Source organism: Mycolicibacterium arseniciresistens (assembly GCF_030519285.1).
Taxonomy (GTDB): Bacteria; Actinomycetota; Actinomycetes; order Mycobacteriales; family Mycobacteriaceae; genus Mycobacterium; species Mycobacterium arseniciresistens.
The window spans coordinates 1-22,762 of the sequence record NZ_JAUMSQ010000003.1 but is presented as its reverse complement, the minus strand read 5'-3'; the positions used below and the strand labels follow the sequence as shown (position 1 = coordinate 22,762).

Genomic DNA, 22,762 nt, shown 5'->3' with positions numbered 1-22,762 from the left:
CGAAATTTCGCACTGACCGCACGCTCGGCGGAAGAGAGTCAGAGCACCCGCGCGGTCGGCGTGAACACCACCGGCATCGCCTCCGGCCCGCTGACGAAGTTGGCCGCCCGCAGCGGCACCGTCGCGCCGTCGGCGAGGCGCAGGTCGGGCAGCCGCTGCAACACCTTGGTCAGCATCAGCCGCAGCTCGAGGCGGGCCAGCTGATTGCCGAGGCAGAAGTGCGTTCCGAAGCCGAAGGCCAGGTGACTGTTCGGATTGCGATCGATCCGGAAGTTGTCGGGATCGCCGAACACCTCCTCGTCGAAGTTGGCCGCCTCGAACATCAGCATCAGCTTCTCGCCCTGCTTCAGCTCGGTGCCGTGGAACTCCGTGTCGGCGGTCAGCGTGCGGCACATGTTCTTCACCGGCGAGGTCCAGCGCAGGGTCTCCTCGATCGCGCCCGGCAGCTTCTCCACGTCGGCGCGCAGGCTCTCCCACTGGTCGCGGTGGCGCAGCAGCTGCTCGGTGCCGCCCGACAGCGTGTGCCGGGTGGTCTCGTCGCCGCCGATCAGGATCAGCAGCGTCTCCATGACGATCTCGTCGTCGGCCATCATGGAACCTTCGACCTCGGCGTGCACCAGCACCGAGAACAGGTCGTCGGTGGGTTCGGCCCGCCGCTTGGCGATCACGTCCATGGTGAACGCGGTGTAGGCGGCGAAGGTGTCCATCAGCTTCTGCACGGTCAGCTCGTCGACGTGCGAGCTCAGCCCGCACACCAGGTCGTCGGACCACTGCAGCAGCATGTCGCGCTCTTCGGGAAGCACGCCGAGCATGTCGCCGATCACCGCCATCGGCAGCGGCGCGGCGATGTCGCGCACGAAGTCGCATTCGCCGCGTTCGCAGACGGCGTCGATCAGGGTGTCGCAGAGCCGCTCGATCGACGGCACCTTGTCCATCACGCGCTTGCGGGTGAAGCCGGAGTTCACCAGCTTGCGCCGTAGCACGTGCGCCGGATCGTCCATGTCGATCATGTACGGCATGCCCGGCTGGTCGGGGCGGATGCCGCCGGTCGACGAGAACAGCTCGGGATTGCGCTCCGCGTCGAGCACCGCGGCGTGCGTGGTCGCCGCCGCCAGGCCGTTGCGATCCCGGAACACCGGCTGGTTGGCCCGCATCCACCGGTAGGCCTCGCGGGCGGCGGGCCCGTCGGCGTAGAAGTTGCCGTCGGCGAGGTCGACGTCGGGCTTGGTCGTCGGGAGCGTCTGTGTCATCGGATCTCCTGGGCGTCGCCGAAGGTCATCTCGACGTTGCCAGACGATTGGCTGGCGAACGCCCGTTTCGGCAGACCGAGCGACCGCAGCTCGTCTGCGTAGGGATGGTCACCGAGTCGCAACCGCGCGCCGCCGAGGCGGACCCGCATCCCGGAGTTCCGCATCTCCCACGGGATCTCGCGGGTGACGCCGTCGCGGTGGCTGAAGGTGGTGAGCACCTGGGGCTTGGCGGTCAACGCCGAGGGGATCGGCACGCCGCTGCGGAACTCGATGCCCGCGATGAGCTTCCCGTCCTCGCTGACGTCGAAGGCGAAGCCGCCCGTCTCCCGGACGGAGAAGTCGGCCATGATCTTCGGGAAGCCCCAGATGCGTTGTCCCGCTTCCAGGGTGAAGCCCTGGTTGACCGGCAGGTGATGGATGAACGCGGCCGCCGACTGCATCGACGCCAGCCCCTTCAGGGTCTTGCCCGGCGGGCTGACCATCACCGCCGTGCCGAACTCGTGGTACTTCCCGAGGTCGCCGTCGTGGTACCGGACAAGCATCAGCATCACCACCGCGCGGCCCGGCCGCAGGTCGAACACCTTCAGCCCGCTGTAGTCGATCAACCGCTGCGCGGCGGCCGCGTCGACGGAGAACATCGCGACGTGGGTGTCGGCCCTACGGATACGCACCGGCATGGTCAGCGTGGTGCCCTGGATGGTGTACGTGGAAGTCTGCCCAGGGGCAGGGGTGGTGGCGGATGAGCGCTTGCGCGAAGACCCAGTGGGTTCGGTCACACGTTGAATCTAGAACGTGTTCTAGACAGCTTGCAAGAAGTGTCTACTCAGACCAGGGCCGCGAGATCACGGATCTGCTCGGTCGACCGCGCGCCGATCACCATCATCGTGACGCCGGAGGCCTCCCACGCCTTGATCTGCTCCTCGACGAACGCCAGGTCACCGACGATCGCCGAGTCGTCGACCAGCTCGTCCGGAATGGCCTTGGCGGCCTCGTCCTTGCGGTCGGACCGGAACAGCCGCGTCACGTCGTCGACCACCTCGGAGTAGCCCATCCGGCGGTAGACGTCGGCATGGAAGTTGGTGCCCTCGGCGCCCATCCCGCCGACGTAGAGCGCCAGGTGCGGCTTCATCAGCTCCATCACCGCCGGCCGGTCGTCGGTGACCACCACCTGCGCCGTCGCGCAGATCTCGAAGTCCTCGCGGGAGCGGCGCGCGCCCGGCCGGGCGAAGCCCTCGTCGAGCCACTCGTTGTACATCCCCGCGATGCGCGGCGAGTAGAAGATCGGCAGCCAGCCGTCGCAGATCTCGGCGGCCAGCGCCACGTTCTTCGGGCCCTCGGCGCCCAGCATCACCGGGATGTCGGCACGCAGCGGGTGGGTGATCGGCTTGAGGTTCTTGCCCAGTCCGGTGGTGCCCTCGCCGGTCAGCGGCAGCGGGTAGTGCGGGCCGTCGCTGTGCACCGGCGCCTCGCGCGCCCACACCTGGCGAAGGATGTCGATGTACTCGCGGGTGCGCGCCAGCGGCTTCGGGAACCGTTGGCCGTACCAGCCCTCCACGACCTGCGGCCCCGAGACGCCGAGGCCGAGGATGTGCCGCCCGCCGGACAGGTGGTCGAGCGTCAGCGCGGCCATCGCACAGGCGGTGGGCGTGCGCGCCGAGAGCTGGATGACCGACGTGCCCAGCCGCATGCGGGTGGTCTCGCGACCCCACCACGCCAGGGGGGTGTAGGCGTCCGAGCCCCACGCCTCGGCCGTGAACACGGTGTCGAAACCGGCGTCCTCGGCCGCTGCGACGAGTTCCGCGGCGTTCTCCGGCGGCTGTGCGCCCCAGTAGCCGAGCTGCAGTCCCAGTTTCATCAGTGCCACCCTGTTCTTGAAACCATAGTTAGAACCTGTTCTACTCGATGCCGTGACCGCCAGCCAAAGCAGCCCGGCCCTGATCGACCAGCATGAGAAGCCGCTCTCCGCGCCGCTGAGACTGTCTTTCGACTACACCCGTTCAGTCGGACCACTCCTCGGTCAGTTCTTCACGGCGCTGCGCTCGCGGCGCATCCTCGGCGTGCGCGGCACCGACGGGCGCGTGCTCGTGCCACCCGCCGAATACGACCCGGTCAGCTACGAACAGCTGACGGAGATCGTACCGGTGGGCGAGGTCGGCACGGTGGTGTCGTGGACGTGGCAGCCACAGCCGCTGGAGGGCCAACCGCTGGACCGTCCGTTCGCGTGGGCGCTCATCACGCTGGACGGCGCCGACACCCCGATGCTGCACGCGGTCGACGCCGGGTCGTCCGACGCCATCAGCGCCGGCACCCGGGTGCGCGCGCACTGGGCCGACGAGCCGGTGGGCGCGATCACCGACATCGCCTACTTCGAGCTCGGCGACGAGGCCGAACAGCACCCCGACGTCACCGACGACCGCGAACCGGTGACGGTGCAGGTGTCCCACAGCAGCATCGAGATCCAGCACACCGCGTCGCTGCCGGAGAGCACGTTCCTGCGGGCGCTGGAGGAGGGCAAGCTGCTCGGTGCGCGCACCGGCAAGGAGGGCAAGCTGTATTTCCCGCCGCGCGAAGCGGATCCGGGCACCGGCCGGCCCACCACCGAGTTCGTCGAGCTGCCGGACAAGGGCACCGTGACGACGTTCGCGATCATCAACATCCCGTTCGCGGGTCAGCGCATCAAGCCGCCGTACGTGGCGGCCTACGTGCTGCTCGACGGCGCGGACATCCCGTTCCTGCACCTGGTCACCGAGATCGAGGCCGCCGATGTGCGGATGGGGATGCGGGTGCAGGCGGTGTGGAAGCCCCGCGAGGAGTGGGGTCTTGGCATCGACAACATCTCGCACTTCCGGCCGACGGGTGAGCCCGACGCCGAGTACGACACCTACAAGCACCACCTCTGAGGGGCGCACACACAATGACTGGCTCGAATGATGTTGCAGTGGTGGGCTTCGCGCACGCCCCGCACGTGCGCCGCACCGACGGCACCACCAACGGCGTCGAGATGCTGATGCCGTGTTTCGCCGAGCTCTACGAAGACCTCGGCCTCAAGCAGACCGACATCGGCTTCTGGTGTTCGGGGTCGTCGGACTACCTTGCCGGCCGGGCATTCTCGTTCATCTCCGCGATCGACTCGATCGGCGCCGTGCCGCCGATCAACGAGTCCCACGTCGAGATGGACGCGGCCTGGGCGCTCTACGAGGCCTACATCAAGATCCTCACCGGTGAGGTCGACACGGCACTGGTCTACGGCTTCGGCAAGTCCAGCGCCGGCGTCCTGCGCCGCGTGCTGGCACTGCAGACCGACCCGTACACCGTCGCGCCGCTGTGGCCCGACTCGGTGTCGATGGCCGGCCTGCAGGCCCGCCTCGGGCTCGACGCCGGAAAATGGACCGCCGAACAGATGGCCCAGGTGGCGCTCGACTCGTTCGCCGTCGCCGAGCGCACCGACCGCGAGCAGCCCGCCGAGAGCGTCGACGAACTGCTCGCGCGGCCGTACTTCGCCGATCCGTTGCGCCGCCACGACATCGCGCCGATCTCCGACGGCGCCGCCGCGATCGTCCTGGCCGCCGGCGACCGCGCCCGCGAGCTGCGCGAGAACCCGGCCTGGATCACCGGATTCGAGCACCGCATCGAGACGCCGATCCTGGGCGCCCGCGACCTGACGACGTCCCCGTCGACCGCGGCGTCGGCGAAGGCCGCCACGGGTGGCGACGCCGGATCGATCGACGTCGCCGAGCTCTACGCGCCGTTCACCCACCAGCACCTGATCCTCAAAGAGGCGATCGGGCTGAACGGCTCGACGAAGATCAACCCGTCCGGCGGCGCGCTGGCCGCCAATCCGATGTTCTCGGCGGGCCTCGAGCGCATCGGCTTCGCGGCGCGGCACATCTTCGACGGGTCCGCGCAACGGGTACTCGCCCACGCGACGAGTGGCCCTGCATTGCAACAGAATCTGGTCGCAGTCCTGGAAGGCCGGTAACACGATGGGTAAGCAACTCGCTGCGGTGCTGGGCACCGGCCAGACGAAGTACGTCGCCAAGCGCCAGGACGTGTCGATGAACGGCCTCGTCCGTGAGGCGATCGACAGGGCGCTCGCCGACTCGGGATCGACGTTCGACGACATCGACGCCGTGGTGGTCGGCAAGGCGCCGGACTTCTTCGAGGGCGTGATGATGCCCGAGCTGTTCATGGCCGACGCCGTGGGCGCAACGGGCAAACCACTGATCCGGGTGCACACCGCCGGTTCGGTGGGCGGGTCCACCGGTGTGGTCGCCGCGTCACTGGTGCAGTCCGGCAAGTACCGGCGGGTGCTGACGATGGCCTGGGAGAAGCAGTCGGAGTCGAACGCCATGTGGGCGTTGAGCATTCCGGTGCCGTTCACCAAGCCCGTCGGCGCCGGTGCCGGCGGCTACTTCGCGCCGCACGTGCGTTCCTACATCCGCCGGTCGGGTGCGCCGACGCACATCGGTGCGATGGTCGCGGTGAAGGACCGCCTCAACGGCGCCAAGAACCCGCTGGCGCACCTGCACCAGCCCGACATCACGCTCGAGAAGGTGATGGCCTCGCAGATGCTGTGGGACCCGATCCGGTTCGACGAGACGTGCCCGTCCTCCGACGGCGCCTGCGCGATGGTGATCGGCAACGAAGAGATCGCCGACGCCCGCGTCGCCGAGGGGAATCCGGTGGCGTGGATCCACGCGACCGCGCTGCGCACCGAACCACTCGCCTACTCGGGCCGCGACCAGGTCAACCCGCAGGCCGGCCGGGACGCCGCCAAGGCGCTGTGGAAGGCCGCGGGCATCACCAGCCCGATCGACGAGATCGACGTCGCCGAGGTGTACGTGCCGTTCTCGTGGTTCGAGCCGATGTGGTTGGAGAACCTCGGCTTCGCCCCCGAAGGTGAGGGCTGGAAGCTCACCGAGGCCGGCGAGACCGCGATCGGCGGACGGATCCCGCTCAACCCGTCGGGCGGTGTGCTGTCGTCCAACCCGATCGGCGCCTCGGGCATGATCCGTTTCGCCGAGGCCGCGATCCAGGTGATGGGCAAGGCGGGCGAGCACCAGGTGCAGGGCGCCCGCAAGGCGCTGGGCCATGCCTACGGCGGCGGTTCGCAGTACTACTCGATGTGGGTCGTCGCCGCCGACAAGCCCGCCTGACGCACGCGGGGCAGGGGCGCGGCCGGTAGCGGCTACCTTGGGGCGGACGACGGACCCGACCCCGAGGAGAAGCTCCGTGCGAGTGCTCAAAATCCTGCTTGCCGCGGCGATCCTTGCCGCTGTGGCACCGGCCGCGCCGGCGGGCGCCGAACCGGGGACCGTCGCCGCCGCGGTGGACCGCGCGTTCGCCCCGCTGATGGCCGAACACGGGATCCCCGGCATGGCCGTCGCCGTCACCGTCGACGGCCGCAGCCAGTTCTTCAGCTACGGCGTGGCGGCACGGGACACCGGGGCGCCCGTCACGCCCGGCACGCTGTTCGAGATCGGGTCGGTGAGCAAGACCTTCACCGCCACCCTGGCCGGGTACGCCGCCGAGACGGGCGCCATCTCGCTCGACGACCACCCGGGCCGCTACCTGCCCGCGCTCACCGGCGCCCCCATCGACGGCGCCACGCTGACGAATCTCGGCACCTACACCGCGGGCGGGCTCCCGCTGCAGTTCCCCGAGGCCGTCACCGACGCCCCCACGATGACGGAGTACTTCCGGCAGTGGCACCCGACCGCCCCGCCGGGCCGGATCAGGCAGTACTCGAACGCCAGCATCGGGCTGCTCGGGCACCTCAGCGCGAGGGCGATGGGCCGCGACTTCACCGACGTCATGCAGACCGACGTCATGCCCGGACTCGGATTGCCGCAGAGCTTCGTGCGTGTGCCGCCGCAGGCGCAGAACGCCTACGCCTGGGGGTATGACAAGACCGACCGACCGGTACGGGTCAATCCCGGCGTCTTCGACGCCGAGGCCTACGGCGTGAAGTCCACCGCGACGGACATGATCCGGTTCGTCGAACACAACATCTCCCCCGACGGCCTGGAGCCCCGGTTGCGCCGGGCCGTCGAGACGACGCACGTCGGCCGCTACCGTGTCGGCCCGATGGTGCAGGGCCTGGGCTGGGAGCAGTACCCCTACCCCGTCGCCCTCGACCAGCTGCTCGCGGGCAATTCCACGTCGATGGCGATGGAGCCCCACCCGGTGGCGGCCCTGCCCCCTGAGCAGCCCGGCGCGCCGACCCTGTTCAACAAGACCGGGTCCACCGACGGCTTCGGCGCCTACGCCGCCTTCGTGCCGCAGCGCCGCATCGGCGTCGTCATGCTGGCCAACAAGAATTTCCCGATCGCCGCCCGGGTCACCGCCGCGCACGCGGTATTGGCCGCCCTGGACGGCGAGTGAGCAGTTCAGAAGGCCGCCGACATGGGTATGCCGCAGGTCACGGGCCAATCATTGTGCGAACGCGGGATAAAACTGTAACGTGTTCTAGTTAGAAGCCCAGATCTGGAGGTGCGACGTGGCTACTGATACCGCCGGCGCAGGCGTCCGCGAGATCGACACCGGAGCGCTGCCCGACCGGTACGCCCGGGGCTGGCACTGCCTGGGACCCGTCAAGGACTTCCTGGACGGCGAACCGCACGGTGTCGAGATCTTCGGCACCATGCTCGTGGTGTTCGCTGACTCGAAGGGCGAACTGAAGATCCTCGACGGGTATTGCAGGCACATGGGCGGCAACCTGTCCCAGGGCACCATCAAGGGCGACGAGGTCGCGTGCCCGTTCCACGACTGGCGCTGGGGCGGTGACGGCAAGTGCAAGCTCGTCCCGTACGCCAAGCGCACCCCGCGGCTCGCCCGCACCCGGGCCTGGCACACCGACGTCCGCGGCGGGCTGCTCTTCGTGTGGCACGACCACGAGGGCAACCCACCGCAGCCCGAAGTGCAGATCCCCGAGATCCCGGAGTTCGCCAGCGACGAGTGGACCGACTGGCGGTGGAACTCGATGCTCATCGAGGGCTCCAACTGCCGCGAGATCATCGACAACGTCACCGACATGGCGCACTTCTTCTACATCCACTACGGATTGCCGACCTACTTCAAGAACGTCTTCGAGGGCCACATCGCGTCGCAGTACCTGCACAACGTGGGCCGTGCGGACATCAACGACATGGGCACCACCTATGGCGAGGCGCACCTGGACAGCGAGGCGTCGTACTTCGGCCCGTCGTTCATGATCAACTGGCTGCACAACAACTACGGCGGCTTCAAGGCCGAGTCGATCCTGATCAACTGCCACTACCCGGTCTCGCAGGATTCCTTCGTGCTGCAGTGGGGTGTCATCGTCGAGAAGCCCAAGGGCCTGGACGACAAGACCACCGACAAGCTGGCGCGGGTGTTCACCGAGGGCGTCAGCAAGGGCTTCCTGCAGGACGTCGAGATCTGGAAGCACAAGACCCGCATCGACAACCCACTGCTCGTCGAAGAGGACGGCGCCGTCTACCAGATGCGCCGCTGGTACCAGCAGTTCTACGTCGACGTCGCCGACGTCACGCCCGACATGACCGACCGTTTCGAGATCGAGGTCGACACCACGGCCGCCAACGAGAAGTGGCAGGTCGAGGTGGAGGAGAACCTCAAGCGTCAGGAAGCCGAGAAGGAACCCGACGACGCAAAGGCCGAACAGGCCACGTCATGACGGGCGAGCGCCAGGAGGCACCGGACGTCGACCGGTTGGCCCGGTCGATGCTTCTCCTCCACGGCGCCCATGATGACGAGGACGACGTGCCGGCCGCGCCCAGCCGCGGATCGTGGTCCAAGGCACCGGACTTCGCCGCGGACCCGCGACGGGCCGAGGCGGTGCGGGAGGCCAGCCGTCGCGACCGTGAGCGCTACCTGAGCGCGGGTCTGGTGTCCATCGACTGCCGGTTCTGCCACGTGGCGGTGGACGTGAAGAAGCTCGGCCCGGAACACACCGCCGTGCAGTGGAACTCCGCTGCTTCGCAGCGGTGCGCCTACTTCACCGAGATCCGGGAGTCCGGCGGCCACTCGGCACGCTCACGCAGTTGCCCGAGGTTGGCCGACAGCATCAAACACGCCGTCGCCGAGGGTTGTCTCGAGGAGGTGTCGTCCGCCCCGTCGCCCGGCGACGGCTGAGCTGCGACACTGATCCCATGCTCAGGACCGCGGCGGCAGGTCTGCTGTGTGTCGCGCTCGGCGGCTGCACCCAGGTGGTGGACGACGCCCGTCCCCGCGCCGTGGTGCCCGTCGCTCCCATCACCGCAGGCCAGGTCGGCGGCCTGCTGAGCGAGAAGACCGCACCGGAGCACGAATCGAACCTGTTTGTGACCGTCGAACCCGAGAGGTGCGCCGGCCTGGCGCAGGAGGTCGATCCGCCGTTCATCTTCAGCAGGACGCCTGCCGCGCACGACGGCGGTCAGTTCTACGGCGACCCCGCGCGTACCGTCTCGGTGCAGCAGATGGCCGCGGTGTACCGCGCCGACTTCGACACCGCCGCCGCCGTCGACGAGGTGAGACGCACCATCGACGCCTGCCGGGATGACGCCCTGGCGGTGACGACCATGGAGGGCAAGACGATCGACTTCCGCCTTCTGCCTGTGCGCGAGTCGGGCTCGGCCCAGATCGTGCTGTGGTCCATCACCGGCGGGTGGTCGTGCGACAACGCCTTCGTCGCCGCGCACAATGCGGCCGTCGAACTCACCGCGTGCGCGCAGAGGAACGGCTTCGACGTGCTGTCCGTCGCGCGGGATGCGCTGCAGCGCATCAACACCCTGGCCGACATGACGGTGTGACCGTCTAGAGGCCGGCGAAGCGCTCCTTGACGATGTCGTCGGTCAGGCCGTAATCGGCCAGCGAGTAAGTGTGCTTCGGCGCTCGGGGCCCCTTCTTGCTCTCGGCGTGGCTCTGCTCCATCGCACCGCGCGCGGCGTCGGTGTACGGCAGGCCGAAGTGCCGGTAGATGCGCTCCACCTCGGCGACCGGGTCGGCGATGAAGTCGAAGTAGTCCATGTCGTAGAACTGCGCCGAGTCATGTTGCGCCCGAACGGTGTTGAACCTCTCGAGGCCACGTGACCAGGTCTCGAGCGAATCGGCGCCGATCTGCTCGCCGACGAACCGGTGCGACCAACCCTCGGTGGTGTGCTGGGCCAGCGAGCACATCGACGCCATCAGCGTCTCTGGCGGCCGGTGGCACTGGATGACGAGCGCATCGGGATAGGTGGCGAACAGCGCGTCGAGCGCGAACAGGTGGCTCGGATTCTTGAGCACCCAGCGCTTCTCGGCGTCGTTGAGCCCGATCAGCTGCAGATTGCGCCGGTGCCGTTGATACGACTTCGTCCAGTCCTGGCGGGCCAGCCACTGCGAGTACGTCGGGACGTGCGCCAGGGTCTCGTAGGACACCGAGTGCAGGGATTGGCGCAGCAGCTGCCAGCACTCCTCCACCTCGTCGGCAGTCATGTAGTGCAGCCCGGTGTAGTCCGGGTTCTCTTCGTGCGCCTTGGTGAACTGGGCGTCGAGTTGCTGGAAGACGGGGTTGTCCGCCCACGTCTCGCGCGGCGGCCGCGGCTGCGGGAACTCGGCCAGCCACAGCTCGAGACCCTGGTGGCCCGGGTCGGCGGAGAGCAGCCGGTGCAGGGCAGTGGTGCCGGTCCGGGGCAGCCCGGTGACGAAGATCGGCCGTTCGATCGCGACGTCGGCGTGTTCGGGGTACTGCTTCCACGCCGCCTCCGAGACCAGCCGCGCCACAAGGGCGTTGCGGACGAAGAAGCGCTGCATCTTGCTGCCGAACTCAGTCAGGTCGGCATCGCGCTGGAAGGACTCGAGCAGCACGCCGAGCGCCTCGCGGTAGTTGTCGTCGTCGGAGCCGAAATCGTCGAGGCCGCAGGCCTTGGTGGCCGACGCGTGCAGATCCTCGACGGTGCCGACGTTGGTACGTGCGCTCACGCTTTGTACTCTCCGCAGTTGACGTCCAGCGCCTGTCCGGTGATCCCGCTCGACAGATCGCTGGCCATGAACAGGATCGCCGAAGCCACCTCGTTCTCCGTGGGCAGCCGCTTCAAGTCGGAGGCGGCTGCGGTGGCCTTGTAGATCTCGTCGACGGTGGTGCCGTACTTGCCGGCCTGGTGGGAGAAGTAACTCTCCAGCGTGCCGCCCCAGATGTAGCCGGGCAGCACCGAATTCACTCGGATGCCCTGCTCGCCCAGTTCGGTGGACAGCGACTGGGACATCGCCAGCAGCGCGGACTTGGCCATCTTGTAGGCGCCGTACTTGGCCTGGGAGTGCCGTACCACCATCGAGTTCACGTTGACCACGGACCCGTTCGCTTCGGCCAGCGCCGGCGTGAAGCCCTGGATCAACCGCAGCGCACCGAACACCGTGAGTTCGATGGCATCGCGCATGTGCTCGAAGGTGGTGTTGGCCAACGGCTTCATCGACGGAACGCGGAACGCGTTGTTGATGAGGACGTCGACCCTGCCGTAGGCCTCGAGCGTCTTCTCGACCAGGTTGGCCACCTGGGCGTCGTCGGTGATGTCGGTGCCGACCGATACCGCGCGCCGCCCCAGGTCGGTGATCTGCTTGGCGACGTCGTCCAGCCGTTCCACGGTGCGCGCCGCCAGCACCAGATCGGCGCCGTTCTCGGCGCAGCGGCGGGCCAGCGTGGTCCCCAGCGCCGGTCCCACACCGCTGATCACGACCACCTTGCCGTCGAGCAGTCCGGTCATCGGGTCATCCCACCATTCTGTTCTGGATCTGCCGCTGCCGCAGCGCGATGCGTTCGCGCCAGTCGTCGTCGGAGATCTTGTTCGTGTCGTGGAACGGCAGTGCGGAGGCGACCTTGTCGACGTCGACGACCTCCACCGACGGTCCATCGGCCTCCGTCAGCTCCCGCGAGAGGCGCTGCCACCGGAACTGGAGATAGCCCTTGCGGTGACCGAGGGTTTCGCACCAGTTCGTCACGCCGGGGTTGGCGTCGGCGACGACGATGCGGATCTTGCCGTCCGGGTCCGCCTGCGCCTGAGTGCCGTTCAGCGACGTCTGGTGGTTGATGTAGTCCAGCGAGATGTACCACAGGCTACCCAGCTGGAAGCCCAGGTACGGGGCGTCGGACACCGGCAGGGTGATGACCATGGCCTCGTCCGGCGCGAGGTCGAAGCGACCCACCGACGAGTACTGCGTGGCCAGCCCACCGGGCGTCAGCCGCGGCGCGACCATCGTGTTGACCGGCAGGTTGTCGTAGAACCACTGCGGGAACTGCAGCCACGTCTTGACCCGCTGGACGAGTTGCTTGCCCGCAACGGCGTAGCGCTTCTCGATGAGTTCCTTCGTCAGCGGCGGGGGCGCGGTGCCCGCGGTGTCGGTGCGGGCGACGTTGACGTAGCCGCGCTGGGCCGACCAGTCGTTGTAGACCTCACGGATCAGCAACTGTGACGGGCTGTTCGGTGTGACCCGCCATTCGAAGGTGCCGTCCTCGGCGATGTCGAGTTCACGGTCGTCGAATGCGGCCTGGCTGGCCGGCACGTTGTCGTCGGTGTAGTCGCCCCCGAGCATCTGAAAGCTCAGATCGGTGGTGGTGCCGCGCTTGCCGGTGACGACGTACTCGTGGCCCGGGTGCACCCGGGTGCCGAAGTACAGCGTGTCCGGGTTGTCCAGACCCATCTTCGTGAACGGGCCGGTCCCCGACTGCAGGAACGGGTGGTCGCGGTCGTAGTCGAAGGCGAGGTGCGTGCAGGCGGCGATGCCGCCGGCGAGATACTGCAGACCCTCGAGCAGATCGGCTTCGGATTCGATGAACGGCGCTTCGGTGACGAGGCGCTCGGCCTCGGCGATCGCCTCGGCGAAGGGTGCGGAGTACACGCCTTGAAACTAGAACGCGTTCTAGTGCTAGTCAATGGTCGTCGGTCGATCCGTGGTTCATATTTGGAACGGCAAGGTACATTTCTGACATGTCGACGGCTCGCACATCTCCACCCACCGAACGCGTGGTGGCAGTGCTGGACTACCTCGCCGGCCACCCCCAGGGCCGGTTCGGGCTGTCCGACCTGGCGCGGCGCCTGCAGCTGAGCAAGCCCACATGCCTGGGCATCGTCACCACCCTGACCGCGGCGGGATACCTGGTGCGCGACGCGCAGGACAAGACCTACCGGCTGGGCCCCGCGCTGATCGCGCTCGGGCACACCGCCCAGGAGTCACTCCGGGTCAACCCGGCCGCGCGCGCCGAGCTGCGCCGGCTCTCGGCGGCCCACTCGGCGACGGCCGCGCTGTCGGCGGTGGTCGAGGAGCGCATCACCGTGCTGGACCTGGTGTCGCCACCGGCGGTGAGCGCCCCGGTGCACGTGGGCCAGAGCTATCCGTTCGCGCCGCCCGTCGGGTTGATGTTCGTGCTCTGGGACGACGACGCCGTACGGACATGGCTGGCCAAGGAGCCGACGGTGCCGCTCCGCACGGACGACGACCGGCTGCAGCGGGTGATCGCCGAGTGCCGGGCCGACGGCTACCTGGTGGAGCGGCAGACTGCGGCCGGGCAGCGGCTCTACGCGCTGACCGCGGGCATCCCGAGCACACTGCCCCACGAGTTACGCGCGCTGCTCGGCGAGATGGTGTCCGACATCGGCGAGCGGGTGTACCTGCGGAGCGAATCCGCCGGCGACGGGCGGCAACGCCACGACGTCAGCGTCATCTCCGCCCCCGTGTACGACCACCATCAGCGCCAGGCCATGGTCGTCTCCCTGCACGTCGGCCGGTCGCTGAGCGCCGCCGAGATCGTCAAGCGGGCGCGCCGGCTGATGTCGTCCGCCGACGCACTGACCGTTCAGCTGGGCGGCGAGAAGCCACCCTGGCCTTCGCTCAGCTGACCGCGGCCATCGCGAACGGCAGCACGGCAGGCGCTCCCCCGTCCCGCACCACCCGGGCGGCCATCGTCAGGGTCCAGCCGGTGTCGGTGAGGTCATCGACCAGCAGCACCGGCCCGCCCACCGTCGACAGGTCCGGCGTTTCCCACGAATCGTCCAGCGCGGCAACGCGATACGCGGAGTTCGCGGCGCTCACCGGGCGACGGTCGGGCCGGTACCGCAAGGTGCCCAGGTTCGCGAGACGGCCCAGCTCGGCGAGCCTGCCGGCCAGCGACCCGATCAGCCGCGGCCGCGCCACCGAGTCCATCGCTAGGACGGCGACGGGGCGTGTCTGCCACTCCCACGCGGCCAGCACGTCGACCGCGGCACGTACGAGGTCGTCGCTCACCTCCTCGTCCGGCGCGTCGAGCACCGCGCGCAGTCGCGCGCCCCAACCGAGATCGGTGAGCCGGCCGATCACCCGCCCCGGCTCCGGCCCGTCGCCGATGCGGCCGGACAGCGGCACGCCGAGTTTGGCCAGCCCGGACGGCCACTGCTTGCGCGGGGTGATCTCCACGCCCGGCCGCAGCAGCCGTTGCCGGGTGGCCTGTGCGGTCGCGTCGTCGACGTCGGCGCCGTAGTGACTGCCCGCGCAATTGTCACACCGGCCGCAGCGCTCGCCGTCGGTCAGCTCCGGATCGTCGAGCTGGCGGCGCAGGAACGTCATCCGGCACTCGTCGGTCGACTGGTACTCGAGCATCGCCTGTTGCTCACGCCGGCGCGCCGCGTCGAGGTTGCGGTAGCGCTCCTCGTCGTAGGTCCACGGCTCACCCGTGCCCACCCAGCCGCCCTTGACCCGCCGGACCGCCCCGTCGACGTCGAGCACCTTGAGCACCATCTCCAGCCGCGCGCGATTCAGGTCGACGAGCGGTTCGAGCGCAGGAGTCGACTGCGGGCGGTCGGGCTCGAGCGCCCGCAGCACGTCGCGCACCATCGCCTCCGACGGGAACGCCACCGATGCGAAGTAGCGCCACACGTCCTGGTCCTCCCGGCCGGGCAGCAGGATCACCTCTGCCTGCGCCGTCGACCTGCCGGCGCGGCCGACCTGCTGGTAGTAGGCGATCGGTGACGACGGCGCGCCGAGGTGCACGACGAACCCAAGATCCGGCTTGTCGAAACCCATGCCCAGTGCGGACGTCGCGATCAGCGCCTTGACCTCGTTGGCGAGCAGGTCCGCCTCGAGCTGCTCGCGCTCGGCGGCCTCGGTGGCGCCGGTGTATGCGGCGACCGGGTGGCCGTTCTCCCGCAGCAGCGCCGCCACGTCGTGCGCCTGCGCGACAGTCAGGGTGTAGACGATCCCCGAGCCGGGCAGCGACCCGAGGTGCGAGGCGATCCAGGCGGCCCGCTGGGCCGGGTTGCCCGCGTTCACCACCGACAGCCGCAGCGACTCCCGGTCCAGTCCGCCGCGCAGCACCACCGTGTCGCGGCCGCCCACGCCCAGCTGGCTCGCGACGTCGTCGACCACCCGGTCGTTGGCCGTCGCGGTGGTGGCGAGCACCGGGATGTCGGCGCCGAGGTCGGCGATGAGGGTGCGGATCCGGCGGTAGTCGGGCCGGAAGTCGTGGCCCCAGTCGGACACGCAGTGTGCTTCGTCCACCACGACCAGGCCCGCGTCGCGGGCCAGCGCGGGCAGCACCTGGTCACGGAAGTCGGGGTTGTTCAGCCGCTCCGGACTGACCAGCAGGACATCGAGGTCACCGGCCCCCACCCGGGCGTGGATCTCGTCCCAGTCGGTGACATTGCTCGAGTTGATCGTCGCGGCACGCACCCCGGCCCGCTCGGCGGCGGCCACCTGGTTGCGCATCAGCGCCAGCAGCGGCGACACGATGACGGTGGGACCGTGCCCGGCGGCGCGCAGCAGCCTTGCGGCGATGAAGTACACCGCCGACTTGCCCCACCCGGTGCGCTGCACCACCAGCGCTTGGCGCCGGTGCACGACGAGGGCCTCGATGGCCGTCCACTGGTCGTCGCGCAGGGTGGCGTGCGGTCCTGCCAGCTGCTCGAGAAGGGCCTGGGCCTCGGTCCGCGTCGCCATGCCGCAATCGTGCCTGGCCCCGGTGACAGCCCGACGGGCAGCTAGGCGATCACGAGCCAGATGGCGGCGAAGTGACAGAGCGCCGCGACCGCGGTGAACGCATGGAACACCTCGTGGTGCCCGAACGTGGTCGGCCACGGATTCGGCCAGCGCATGCCGTAGCAGACGGCGCCGATGTTGTAGAGCACCGCGCCGGCGATCAAGAGTGCGACGACCGTCAGGCCGGCACCGAGCAGCAGCGTCTCGGCGAACCAGATCGCCGCCCAGCCGAAGGCCAGGTAAAGGCTGACGCCGATCCACCGCGGGCCGGACGGCCAGGCCATCTTGAACAGCACGCCGGCCGCGGCGCCGGTCCACACGACCACGAGCACCTCGGCCCCAATCGACGGCGGCATGGCCAGCAGTGCGAGCGGTGTGTAGGTGCCTGCGATGAACACGAAGATCACCGAATGGTCGACGCGCATCATCCACTTCTGGGTGACCGGCGAGGTCCACCGCATCCGGTGGTACACCGCACTGACGCTGAACATCGTGATGATCGCGGCAACGTAGACCAGCGCGGCCCAGCCGGCCGCTGTCGGCCGGTCACCGGTCCACGCGACCCCGATCAGCGCCGCGCCGCCGAGCACGGCAAGGAATGCGGCGACGACGTGGATCCAGCCGCGGGCACGGGGTGCGAGGAACACATCGCTGACCGGACCCCCGATGGGCTCCGGCATCTGGAGTGTTCCAGTCACCATAGATCGATCGTTCAGGGCGTCTCCGATGTCGCGGTAAGCCGGGTGTGCTCACGGCAACCATCGCAGGTGCGACAGCGATGCACACCATACCCGCAAACGACTGCGCGTCAGAACGGGACAGGCTGTGATGTCACAATCGAGACGTTGCTCAGCTCACCTCGGCGGCGGCGTCCTGCTCACGCTTGATCTCCAGCGCGATATCGATGAGCTGGTCTTCCTGACCGCCGATCAGCTTGCGCTGGCCCGCGCGGTGCAGCAACTTGTGCGCGGGCACCCCGTAGCGCTCGGACTGGCGGATGGCGTGCTTGAGGAAACTGGAGTAGACCCCCGAGTAGCCCATGATCAACGCGTTGCGGTCCAACAGGCATTCGGCGGGCATCGCCGGCGCGACGACCTCCTCGGCCGCGTCGGCGATGTCGAAGAAGTCGATACCGGTCTTCACACCGATCTTGTCGAACACCCCGATCAGTGCCTCGACCGGAGCGTTGCCCGCACCGGCGCCGAACCGGCGGCACGACCCGTCGATCTGCTTGGCGCCCGCCCGCACCGCCTCGATCGAGTTGGCCACCCCGAGCCCGAGGTTCTCGTGACCGTGGAAACCGACCTGGGCGTCCTCACCGAGTTCGGCGACCAGCGCCGAGACCCGGTCGGCGACCCCCTCGAGTACCAGCGCACCGGCGGAGTCGACCACGTAGACGCACTGACAGCCGGCGTCGGCCATGATGCGGGCCTGAGCCGCCAGCTTCTCCGGCGGAATGGTGTGGCTCATCATCAGGAACCCGACGGTCTCCAGGCCGAGCTCGCTGGCCAGGCCGAAGTGCTGGATCGAGACGTCGGCCTCGGTGCAGTGGGTGGCGATCCGGCAGATCGAACCGCCGTTGTTCTGCGCCTCCTTGATGTCCTCCTTGGTGCCCACCCCGGGCAGCATCAGGAAGGCGATCTTGGAGTTCTTCGCCGTCTCGGCGGCCAGCTTGATCAGCTCCTGCTCCGGGGTCTTGGAGAACCCGTAGTTGAAGCTCGACCCGCCCAGCCCGTCGCCGTGGGTGACCTCGATGACCGGAACGCCCGCCGTGTCCAGGGCCGCGACGATCGCACCGACCTCGTCGGTGGTGAACTGGTGGCGCTTGTGGTGGCTGCCGTCCCGCAGGGAGGTGTCCGTCATCCGGATGTCCCACATGGGGTCGAAATAGATCTCGTCGGTACTCATGCCTGTGCTCCGGATCCTGCAGAAAGGCTTGCTCCAAGTTTTTCTCTGGCGATCTCCTCGCCGACCTTGGTGGCCGCGGCGGTCATGATGTCGAGGTTCCCGGCGTAGGGCGGCAGGTAGTCACCCGCACCCTCCACCTCGATGAACGTCGTCACCACCGCCTGCCCGCCGGAGTTCATCGACGGGTCGTCGAACTGCGGCTCGTTGAGCAGCCGGTAGCCCGGCACGTAGGTCTGCACCTCGGCCACCACGTCACGGATCGACTGCGCGATCGCATCACGGTCGGCGTCCTCGGGGATGGCGCAGAAGATGGTGTCGCGCATGATCATCGGCGGATCGGCCGGGTTGAGGATGATGATCGCCTTGCCCCGCCTGGCGCCGCCGATGCCCGAGACCCCGGCGCTGGTGGTCTTGGTGAACTCGTCGATGTTGGCCCGCGTCCCCGGCCCGGCCGACGCCGACGACACCGATGCCACGATCTCGCCGTAGGGCACATCCACCACGCGAGACACGGCATGCACGATCGGGATGGTGGCCTGCCCGCCACAGGTCACCATGTTGACGTTCGGCGCATCCAGGTGCTCGCGCAGGTTCGCCGGCGGGATCACCCCCGGCCCGACCGCGGCCGGTGTCAGGTCGATCGCGCGGATGCCCGCCTCGGCGTAGCGCGGGGCGGCGTCGCGGTGCACGTAGGCGCTGGTGGCCTCGAACACCATGTCCGGCTTCTCATCCCGCGCCAGCAGCCAATCCACCCCCTCGTGGGTGGTCTCTAGACCCAACTTGCGCGCCCGCGCCAGACCCTCGGACTCCGGGTCGATCCCGACCATCCACCGCGGTTCCAGCACATCCGACCGCAGCAGCTTGTACAGCAGATCGGTGCTGATGTTGCCCGATCCGACGATCGCGACTTGCAGCTTCTGCGGCATTGCTTCTCCCCTGGCTTATTCGAAACTCAGCTTGACTGAACCTAACCCGGCGAAGTCCGCGACGAAATGACTGCCGGGTGGTGCATCTATCGCACGTGTGCACGAGCCCGGCAGCACGATGTCGCCGGCCTTCAACCGGACGCCGAAGCTCTCGACCTTGCGCGCCAGCCACGCCACCGCAGTGACCGGGTTGCCCAGCACCGCGTCGCTGCGCCCCTCTGCGACGACCTCGCCGTTGTTGGTCAGCACCGCGTCGATGGCCTTGATGTCGATGTCCTTCGGCGACACCCTGGCCTCGCCGAGCACCCAACCCGCCGAGGACGCGTTGTCGGCGATGGTGTCGCACAACTTGATCTTCCAGTCGGTGATCCGGGTGTCGATGAGCTCGATCGCCGGCGCGAACGCGGCCGTCGCGGCGAGCACGTCCTCCTCGGTGCAGTTCGCCCCGGGCAGGTCGTCGGCGAGGATGAAGCCGACCTCGACCTCGACCCGCGGGTACAGGTAGTTCGCGCTGCGGACCGGACGATCCTCGTACACCTGCATCTCGTCGAGCAGGTGGCCGTAGTCCGGTTCGTCGACGCCCATCATCTTCTGCATCGCCTCGGACGACAGGCCCACTTTGTGGCCGATCACCCGGGCTCCCTCAGCGACGCGCTGACGGATGTTGATCAGCTGGATCTCGTAGGCGTCGACGACGTCGATGTCGGATTCGCGGGCGGTCAGCGGGCTGATCGGAACGCGGCTCCGTTCGGCCTGCGCCAGGTCGGCGGCAAGCCACTCACGCACCTCGGCAGAGAGCATCTACCTGAATTCCCCTCGTTTCGTCGACCGGCGCAGTTGTGGGTCGGCCGGGCGATTCTATAACGTGTTCTACATGACCGGACAGGAGTACGACGTCGTCGTGGTGGGGAGCGGCGCAGCCGGCATGGTTGCCGCCCTCACCGCCGCTCACCAGGGCCTTTCCACAGTAGTCGTTGAGAAGGCCCCGCACTACGGTGGTTCCACTGCGCGGTCAGGTGGCGGCGTCTGGATCCCGAACAACGAGATCCTCAAGCGTGACGGCGTTAAGGACACCCCCGACGCGGCCCGCCAGTACCTGCACGCCATCATCGGCGACGTGGTGCCGGCCGAGCGGATCGACACCTATCTGGACCGGGCGCCGGAGATGTTGTCGTTCGTGCTGAAGCACTCGCCGTTGAAGCTGTGCTGGGTGCCCGGGTACTCGGACTACTACCCGGAGGCACCGGGCGGCAAGCCGACCGGTCGCTCCGTCGAGCCGAAGCCGTTCGACGCCAAGAAGCTCGGCGCCGACCTCGACGGCCTCGAGCCGCCGTACGGCAAGGTGCCGATGAACATGGTGGTCATGCAGCAGGACTATGTCCGGCTGAACCAGCTCAAGCGCCACCCACGCGGCGTGCTGCGCAGCCTGAAGGTCGGCATGCGCGCGACGTGGGCGAAGGCGACCGGCAAGAACCTGGTCGGCATGGGCCGCGCGTTGATCGCCCCCCTGCGCATCGGGCTCCAGCAGGCCGGGGTCCCGGTGCGGCTCAACACCGCGCTGACCGACCTCTACATCGAGGACGGGGTGGTGCGCGGCGTCTACGTTGTTGATGCGCGGGACTCCACAAACGCCGAGCCCGAACTGATCCGGGTGCGCCGCGGAGTGATCCTGGGCAGCGGCGGGTTCGAGCACAACGAGCAGATGCGGGTGAAGTACCAGCGCGCGCCGATCAGCACCGAGTGGACCGTCGGCGCCAAGGCGAACACCGGCGACGGCATCGTGGCGGCCGAGAAGCTCGGCGCCGCACTGGACGTCATGGAGGACGCCTGGTGGGGACCGACGGTGCCGCTGGTCGGCGCGCCGTGGTTCGCGCTCTCGGAACGCAACTCGCCCGGCTCGATCATCGTCAACATGTCCGGCAATCGGTTCATGAACGAGTCCATGCCGTATGTCGAGGCGTGCCACCACATGTACGGCGGCGTCTACGGCCAGGGATCCGGACCCGGCGAGAACATCCCGGCCTGGCTGGTGTTCGACCAGCAGTACCGTGACCGCTACATCTTCGCGGGACTGCAGCCCGGACAGCGCATTCCGCGCAAATGGCTGGAGTCCGGCGTGATCGTCAAGGCCGACACGCTGGCCGAACTGGCCGGCAAGACCGGTGTGCCGGCCGACGCGCTGGAGGCCACGATCGCACGGTTCAACGGCTTCGCCCGCTCCGGCGTCGACGAGGACTTCCACCGCGGCGAGAGCGCCTACGACCGCTACTACGGTGACCCGACCGTCAAGCCGAACCCGAACCTCGGCGAAATCAGTCACGGGCCGTACTACGCGGCCAAGATGGTGCCCGGCGACCTGGGGACCAAGGGCGGCATCCGCACCGACGTGCACGGCCGGGCGCTTCGCGACGACGGCTCGGTGATCGAAGGGCTCTATGCCGCAGGCAATGTGAGCGCCCCGGTGATGGGTCACACCTATCCGGGCCCCGGCGGGACCATCGGTCCGGCCATGGCGTTCGGCTACCTGGCTGCCCTGCACCTCGCCGGAGCCGCGCAGACATCAGGCGGGGCGGGGAACTGATGCCGATCAACCTGGACGAGGCGCTCGGAGCCGAGCTCGAACCCGACGAGTTCTCGTGGAGCAGCAGCGATGTGCAGCTGTACCACCTCGGCCTCGGGGCCGGCGCCGACCCGATGGACCCGCGGGAACTGCGCTACCTGACCGACGACACCCCGCAGGTGCTGCCGACGTTCGGCAATGTCGCGCAGAGCTTCCACATGACGAAGCCGCCGACGGTGCAGTTCCCGGGCATCGACATCGAGCTGTCGAAGGTGTTGCACGCCAGCGAGGCGATCTCGGCGCCTGGCCCGATTCCGGCGAGCGGCACCGGTGTGGCCGTCACCCGGTTCACCGACATCTGGGACAAGGGCAAGGCCGCGGTGATCTGGTCGGAGACCACCGTCACCGCACCCGACGGCACTCTGCTGTGGACGCAGAAGCGGTCGATCTTCGCGCGCGGCGAGGGCGGCTTCGGCGGCGAGCGCGGTCCTTCGACCAGCACCGCACCGCCTGAGCGCGCACCCGACTTCGAACTGTCGATCCCGGTGCTGCCCCAGCAGGCGCTGCTGTACCGGCTCTGCGGCGACCGCAACCCGCTGCACTCCGACCCCGGATTCGCCTCGACCGCAGGCTTTCCCAAGCCGATCCTGCACGGCCTGTGCACCTACGGCATGACGTGCAAGGCGATCACCGACCACGTGCTCGACGGCGATGCCGCGGCCGTGGACACCTATGGCGCGCGCTTCGCCGGCGTGGTGTTCCCCGGTGAAACGCTCAAGGCGAACGTCTGGAAGGACGACGGACGCTACGTCGCGACCGTCGTCGCGCCCGGCCGGGACGACGCCGCGGTGCTGACCGGGGTGGAGTTCGTCCCGAAGTAGGACGTCACATCCGGCGGGCGAGGTCGTCCTCGCCGCCGGTCTGCCGCGGATGGTCCGGCGCGACCGGGACCGGCCCGGCACCCGGGCGGCCCTCCGCGGGTCCTGCGCCCGCAGGCGGAGCCGCCTGGTAGCGCTCGTCGCGATCACGGCCCTCGCGCTCCTCGCGCTCGCGGTCGGTCTCCTCGCGGCGGGCCTCTTCGGGCCGGGACTCGCCGGCGTCCTCGCGGCCCTGCTGCGGCGCGCCCGCACCGCCGGGCATGCCCTGACCGCCGGGCGCCT

At 68.8% G+C, this 22,762-nt stretch carries 21 protein-coding genes and 1 pseudogene; 10 read left to right on the top strand and 12 right to left on the bottom strand.

All coding sequences use genetic code 11. The features are described 5' to 3' along the window. Nucleotides 1-38: 38 nt before the first annotated feature. The 3 genes from Q2100_RS00895 to Q2100_RS00885 all read right to left on the bottom strand — a co-directional run bounded on the left by Q2100_RS00895 (nt 39) and on the right by Q2100_RS00885 (nt 3,105). Nucleotides 39-1,250 (bottom strand): cytochrome P450, encoded by a 1,212-nt coding sequence (locus tag Q2100_RS00895; RefSeq protein ID WP_302912452.1) that lies wholly within the window; start codon nt 1,248-1,250, stop codon nt 39-41. Further along, nucleotides 1,247-1,927, bottom strand: a complete 681-nt coding sequence (locus Q2100_RS00890) for an acetoacetate decarboxylase family protein (protein WP_302912485.1) — start codon at nt 1,925-1,927, stop codon at nt 1,247-1,249. The genes Q2100_RS00895 and Q2100_RS00890 overlap by 4 nt, the downstream gene beginning before the upstream one ends. Nucleotides 1,928-2,073: 146 nt before the next feature. Further along, on the bottom strand, nt 2,074-3,105 hold the full coding sequence (locus tag Q2100_RS00885) for an LLM class F420-dependent oxidoreductase (protein ID WP_269892909.1): 1,032 nt from the start codon (nt 3,103-3,105) through the stop codon (nt 2,074-2,076). A 52-nt stretch (nt 3,106-3,157) separates the two neighbouring features. On the opposite strand from Q2100_RS00885, the gene Q2100_RS00880 reads away from it, so the two are divergent. The 7 genes from Q2100_RS00880 (at nt 3,158) to Q2100_RS00850 (ending at nt 10,039) form a co-directional block, all read left to right on the top strand. Beyond that, the gene (locus Q2100_RS00880) at nt 3,158-4,150 is read left to right on the top strand and encodes a Zn-ribbon domain-containing OB-fold protein (RefSeq protein ID WP_302912451.1); all 993 of its coding nucleotides are present in this window, start codon (nt 3,158-3,160) and stop codon (nt 4,148-4,150) included. A gap of 14 nt (nt 4,151-4,164) precedes the next feature. Next, on the top strand, nt 4,165-5,229 hold the full coding sequence (locus tag Q2100_RS00875; protein WP_302912450.1) for a thiolase family protein: 1,065 nt from the start codon (nt 4,165-4,167) through the stop codon (nt 5,227-5,229). Between the two features lie 4 nt (nt 5,230-5,233). Continuing rightward, complete coding sequence (locus tag Q2100_RS00870; protein WP_302912449.1) at nt 5,234-6,406, top strand: thiolase family protein; 1,173 nt, start codon at nt 5,234-5,236, stop codon at nt 6,404-6,406. Between the two features lie 76 nt (nt 6,407-6,482). After that, nucleotides 6,483-7,634, top strand: a complete 1,152-nt coding sequence (ampC, locus tag Q2100_RS00865) for a class C beta-lactamase (RefSeq protein ID WP_302912448.1) — start codon at nt 6,483-6,485, stop codon at nt 7,632-7,634. A gap of 115 nt (nt 7,635-7,749) precedes the next feature. After that, the gene (locus Q2100_RS00860) at nt 7,750-8,925 is read left to right on the top strand and encodes a 3-ketosteroid-9-alpha-monooxygenase, oxygenase component (RefSeq protein ID WP_302912447.1); all 1,176 of its coding nucleotides are present in this window, start codon (nt 7,750-7,752) and stop codon (nt 8,923-8,925) included. After that, nucleotides 8,922-9,383, top strand: coding sequence for a hypothetical protein (locus Q2100_RS00855; RefSeq protein WP_302912446.1), 462 nt, complete (start codon nt 8,922-8,924; stop codon nt 9,381-9,383). Before Q2100_RS00860 ends, Q2100_RS00855 begins: the two co-directional genes overlap by 4 nt. A 17-nt stretch (nt 9,384-9,400) precedes the next feature. Next, nucleotides 9,401-10,039: a sensor domain-containing protein gene (locus Q2100_RS00850; protein WP_302912445.1), complete on the top strand. Its 639-nt coding sequence runs from the start codon at nt 9,401-9,403 to the stop codon at nt 10,037-10,039. Nucleotides 10,040-10,043: 4 nt separating this feature from the next. On the opposite strand, the gene Q2100_RS00845 is transcribed toward Q2100_RS00850, so the two are convergent. Genes Q2100_RS00845 through Q2100_RS00835 form a run of 3 tightly spaced genes read right to left on the bottom strand, consistent with a single transcriptional unit; the run spans nt 10,044 to nt 13,100 of the window. Then, nucleotides 10,044-11,189 carry a sulfotransferase family protein gene (locus Q2100_RS00845; protein ID WP_302912444.1) on the bottom strand — a complete coding sequence of 382 codons (1,146 nt, stop codon included), beginning with the start codon at nt 11,187-11,189 and terminating at the stop codon, nt 10,044-10,046. Continuing rightward, on the bottom strand, nt 11,186-11,968 hold the full coding sequence (locus tag Q2100_RS00840; protein WP_302912443.1) for an SDR family oxidoreductase: 783 nt from the start codon (nt 11,966-11,968) through the stop codon (nt 11,186-11,188). The genes Q2100_RS00845 and Q2100_RS00840 overlap by 4 nt, the downstream gene beginning before the upstream one ends. A 4-nt stretch (nt 11,969-11,972) precedes the next feature. Beyond that, nucleotides 11,973-13,100, bottom strand: a complete 1,128-nt coding sequence (locus Q2100_RS00835) for a hypothetical protein (RefSeq protein ID WP_302912442.1) — start codon at nt 13,098-13,100, stop codon at nt 11,973-11,975. A gap of 89 nt (nt 13,101-13,189) precedes the next feature. Here Q2100_RS00835 and Q2100_RS00830 point away from each other — a divergent pair, with 89 nt between their 5' ends. Next, entirely contained in the window at nt 13,190-14,098 is a 909-nt protein-coding gene (locus Q2100_RS00830; RefSeq protein ID WP_302912441.1) for an IclR family transcriptional regulator, read from the top strand. Here Q2100_RS00830 and Q2100_RS00825 read toward each other — a convergent pair. From Q2100_RS00825 to Q2100_RS00805, 5 genes are all read right to left on the bottom strand, one after another. After that, nucleotides 14,091-16,169, bottom strand: a complete 2,079-nt coding sequence (locus tag Q2100_RS00825) for a RecQ family ATP-dependent DNA helicase (RefSeq protein WP_302912440.1) — start codon at nt 16,167-16,169, stop codon at nt 14,091-14,093. The genes Q2100_RS00830 and Q2100_RS00825 overlap by 8 nt on opposite strands. Nucleotides 16,170-16,210: 41 nt before the next feature. Next, on the bottom strand, nt 16,211-16,909 hold the full coding sequence (trhA, locus tag Q2100_RS00820; protein WP_302912439.1) for a PAQR family membrane homeostasis protein TrhA: 699 nt from the start codon (nt 16,907-16,909) through the stop codon (nt 16,211-16,213). Between the two features lie 148 nt (nt 16,910-17,057). Next, the gene (dmpG, locus tag Q2100_RS00815) at nt 17,058-18,116 is read right to left on the bottom strand and encodes a 4-hydroxy-2-oxovalerate aldolase (protein WP_302912438.1); all 1,059 of its coding nucleotides are present in this window, start codon (nt 18,114-18,116) and stop codon (nt 17,058-17,060) included. Then, nucleotides 18,113-19,042 (bottom strand): acetaldehyde dehydrogenase (acetylating), encoded by a 930-nt coding sequence (locus Q2100_RS00810; protein WP_302912437.1) that lies wholly within the window; start codon nt 19,040-19,042, stop codon nt 18,113-18,115. Before Q2100_RS00810 ends, dmpG begins: the two co-directional genes overlap by 4 nt. A 15-nt stretch (nt 19,043-19,057) precedes the next feature. Further along, complete coding sequence (locus tag Q2100_RS00805; protein ID WP_302912436.1) at nt 19,058-19,843, bottom strand: 2-keto-4-pentenoate hydratase; 786 nt, start codon at nt 19,841-19,843, stop codon at nt 19,058-19,060. Between the two features lie 73 nt (nt 19,844-19,916). Here Q2100_RS00805 and kstD point away from each other — a divergent pair, with 73 nt between their 5' ends. After that, nucleotides 19,917-21,623: a 3-oxosteroid 1-dehydrogenase gene (gene kstD / locus Q2100_RS00800; protein WP_302912435.1), complete on the top strand. Its 1,707-nt coding sequence runs from the start codon at nt 19,917-19,919 to the stop codon at nt 21,621-21,623. Next, nucleotides 21,623-22,483, top strand: coding sequence for an enoyl-CoA hydratase ChsH3 (locus Q2100_RS00795; RefSeq protein ID WP_302912434.1), 861 nt, complete (start codon nt 21,623-21,625; stop codon nt 22,481-22,483). The genes kstD and Q2100_RS00795 overlap by 1 nt, the downstream gene beginning before the upstream one ends. A gap of 4 nt (nt 22,484-22,487) precedes the next feature. On the opposite strand, the pseudogene Q2100_RS00790 reads toward Q2100_RS00795, so the two are convergent. Then, nucleotides 22,488-22,762, bottom strand: a pseudogene (locus Q2100_RS00790) (hypothetical protein); the annotation flags it as partial.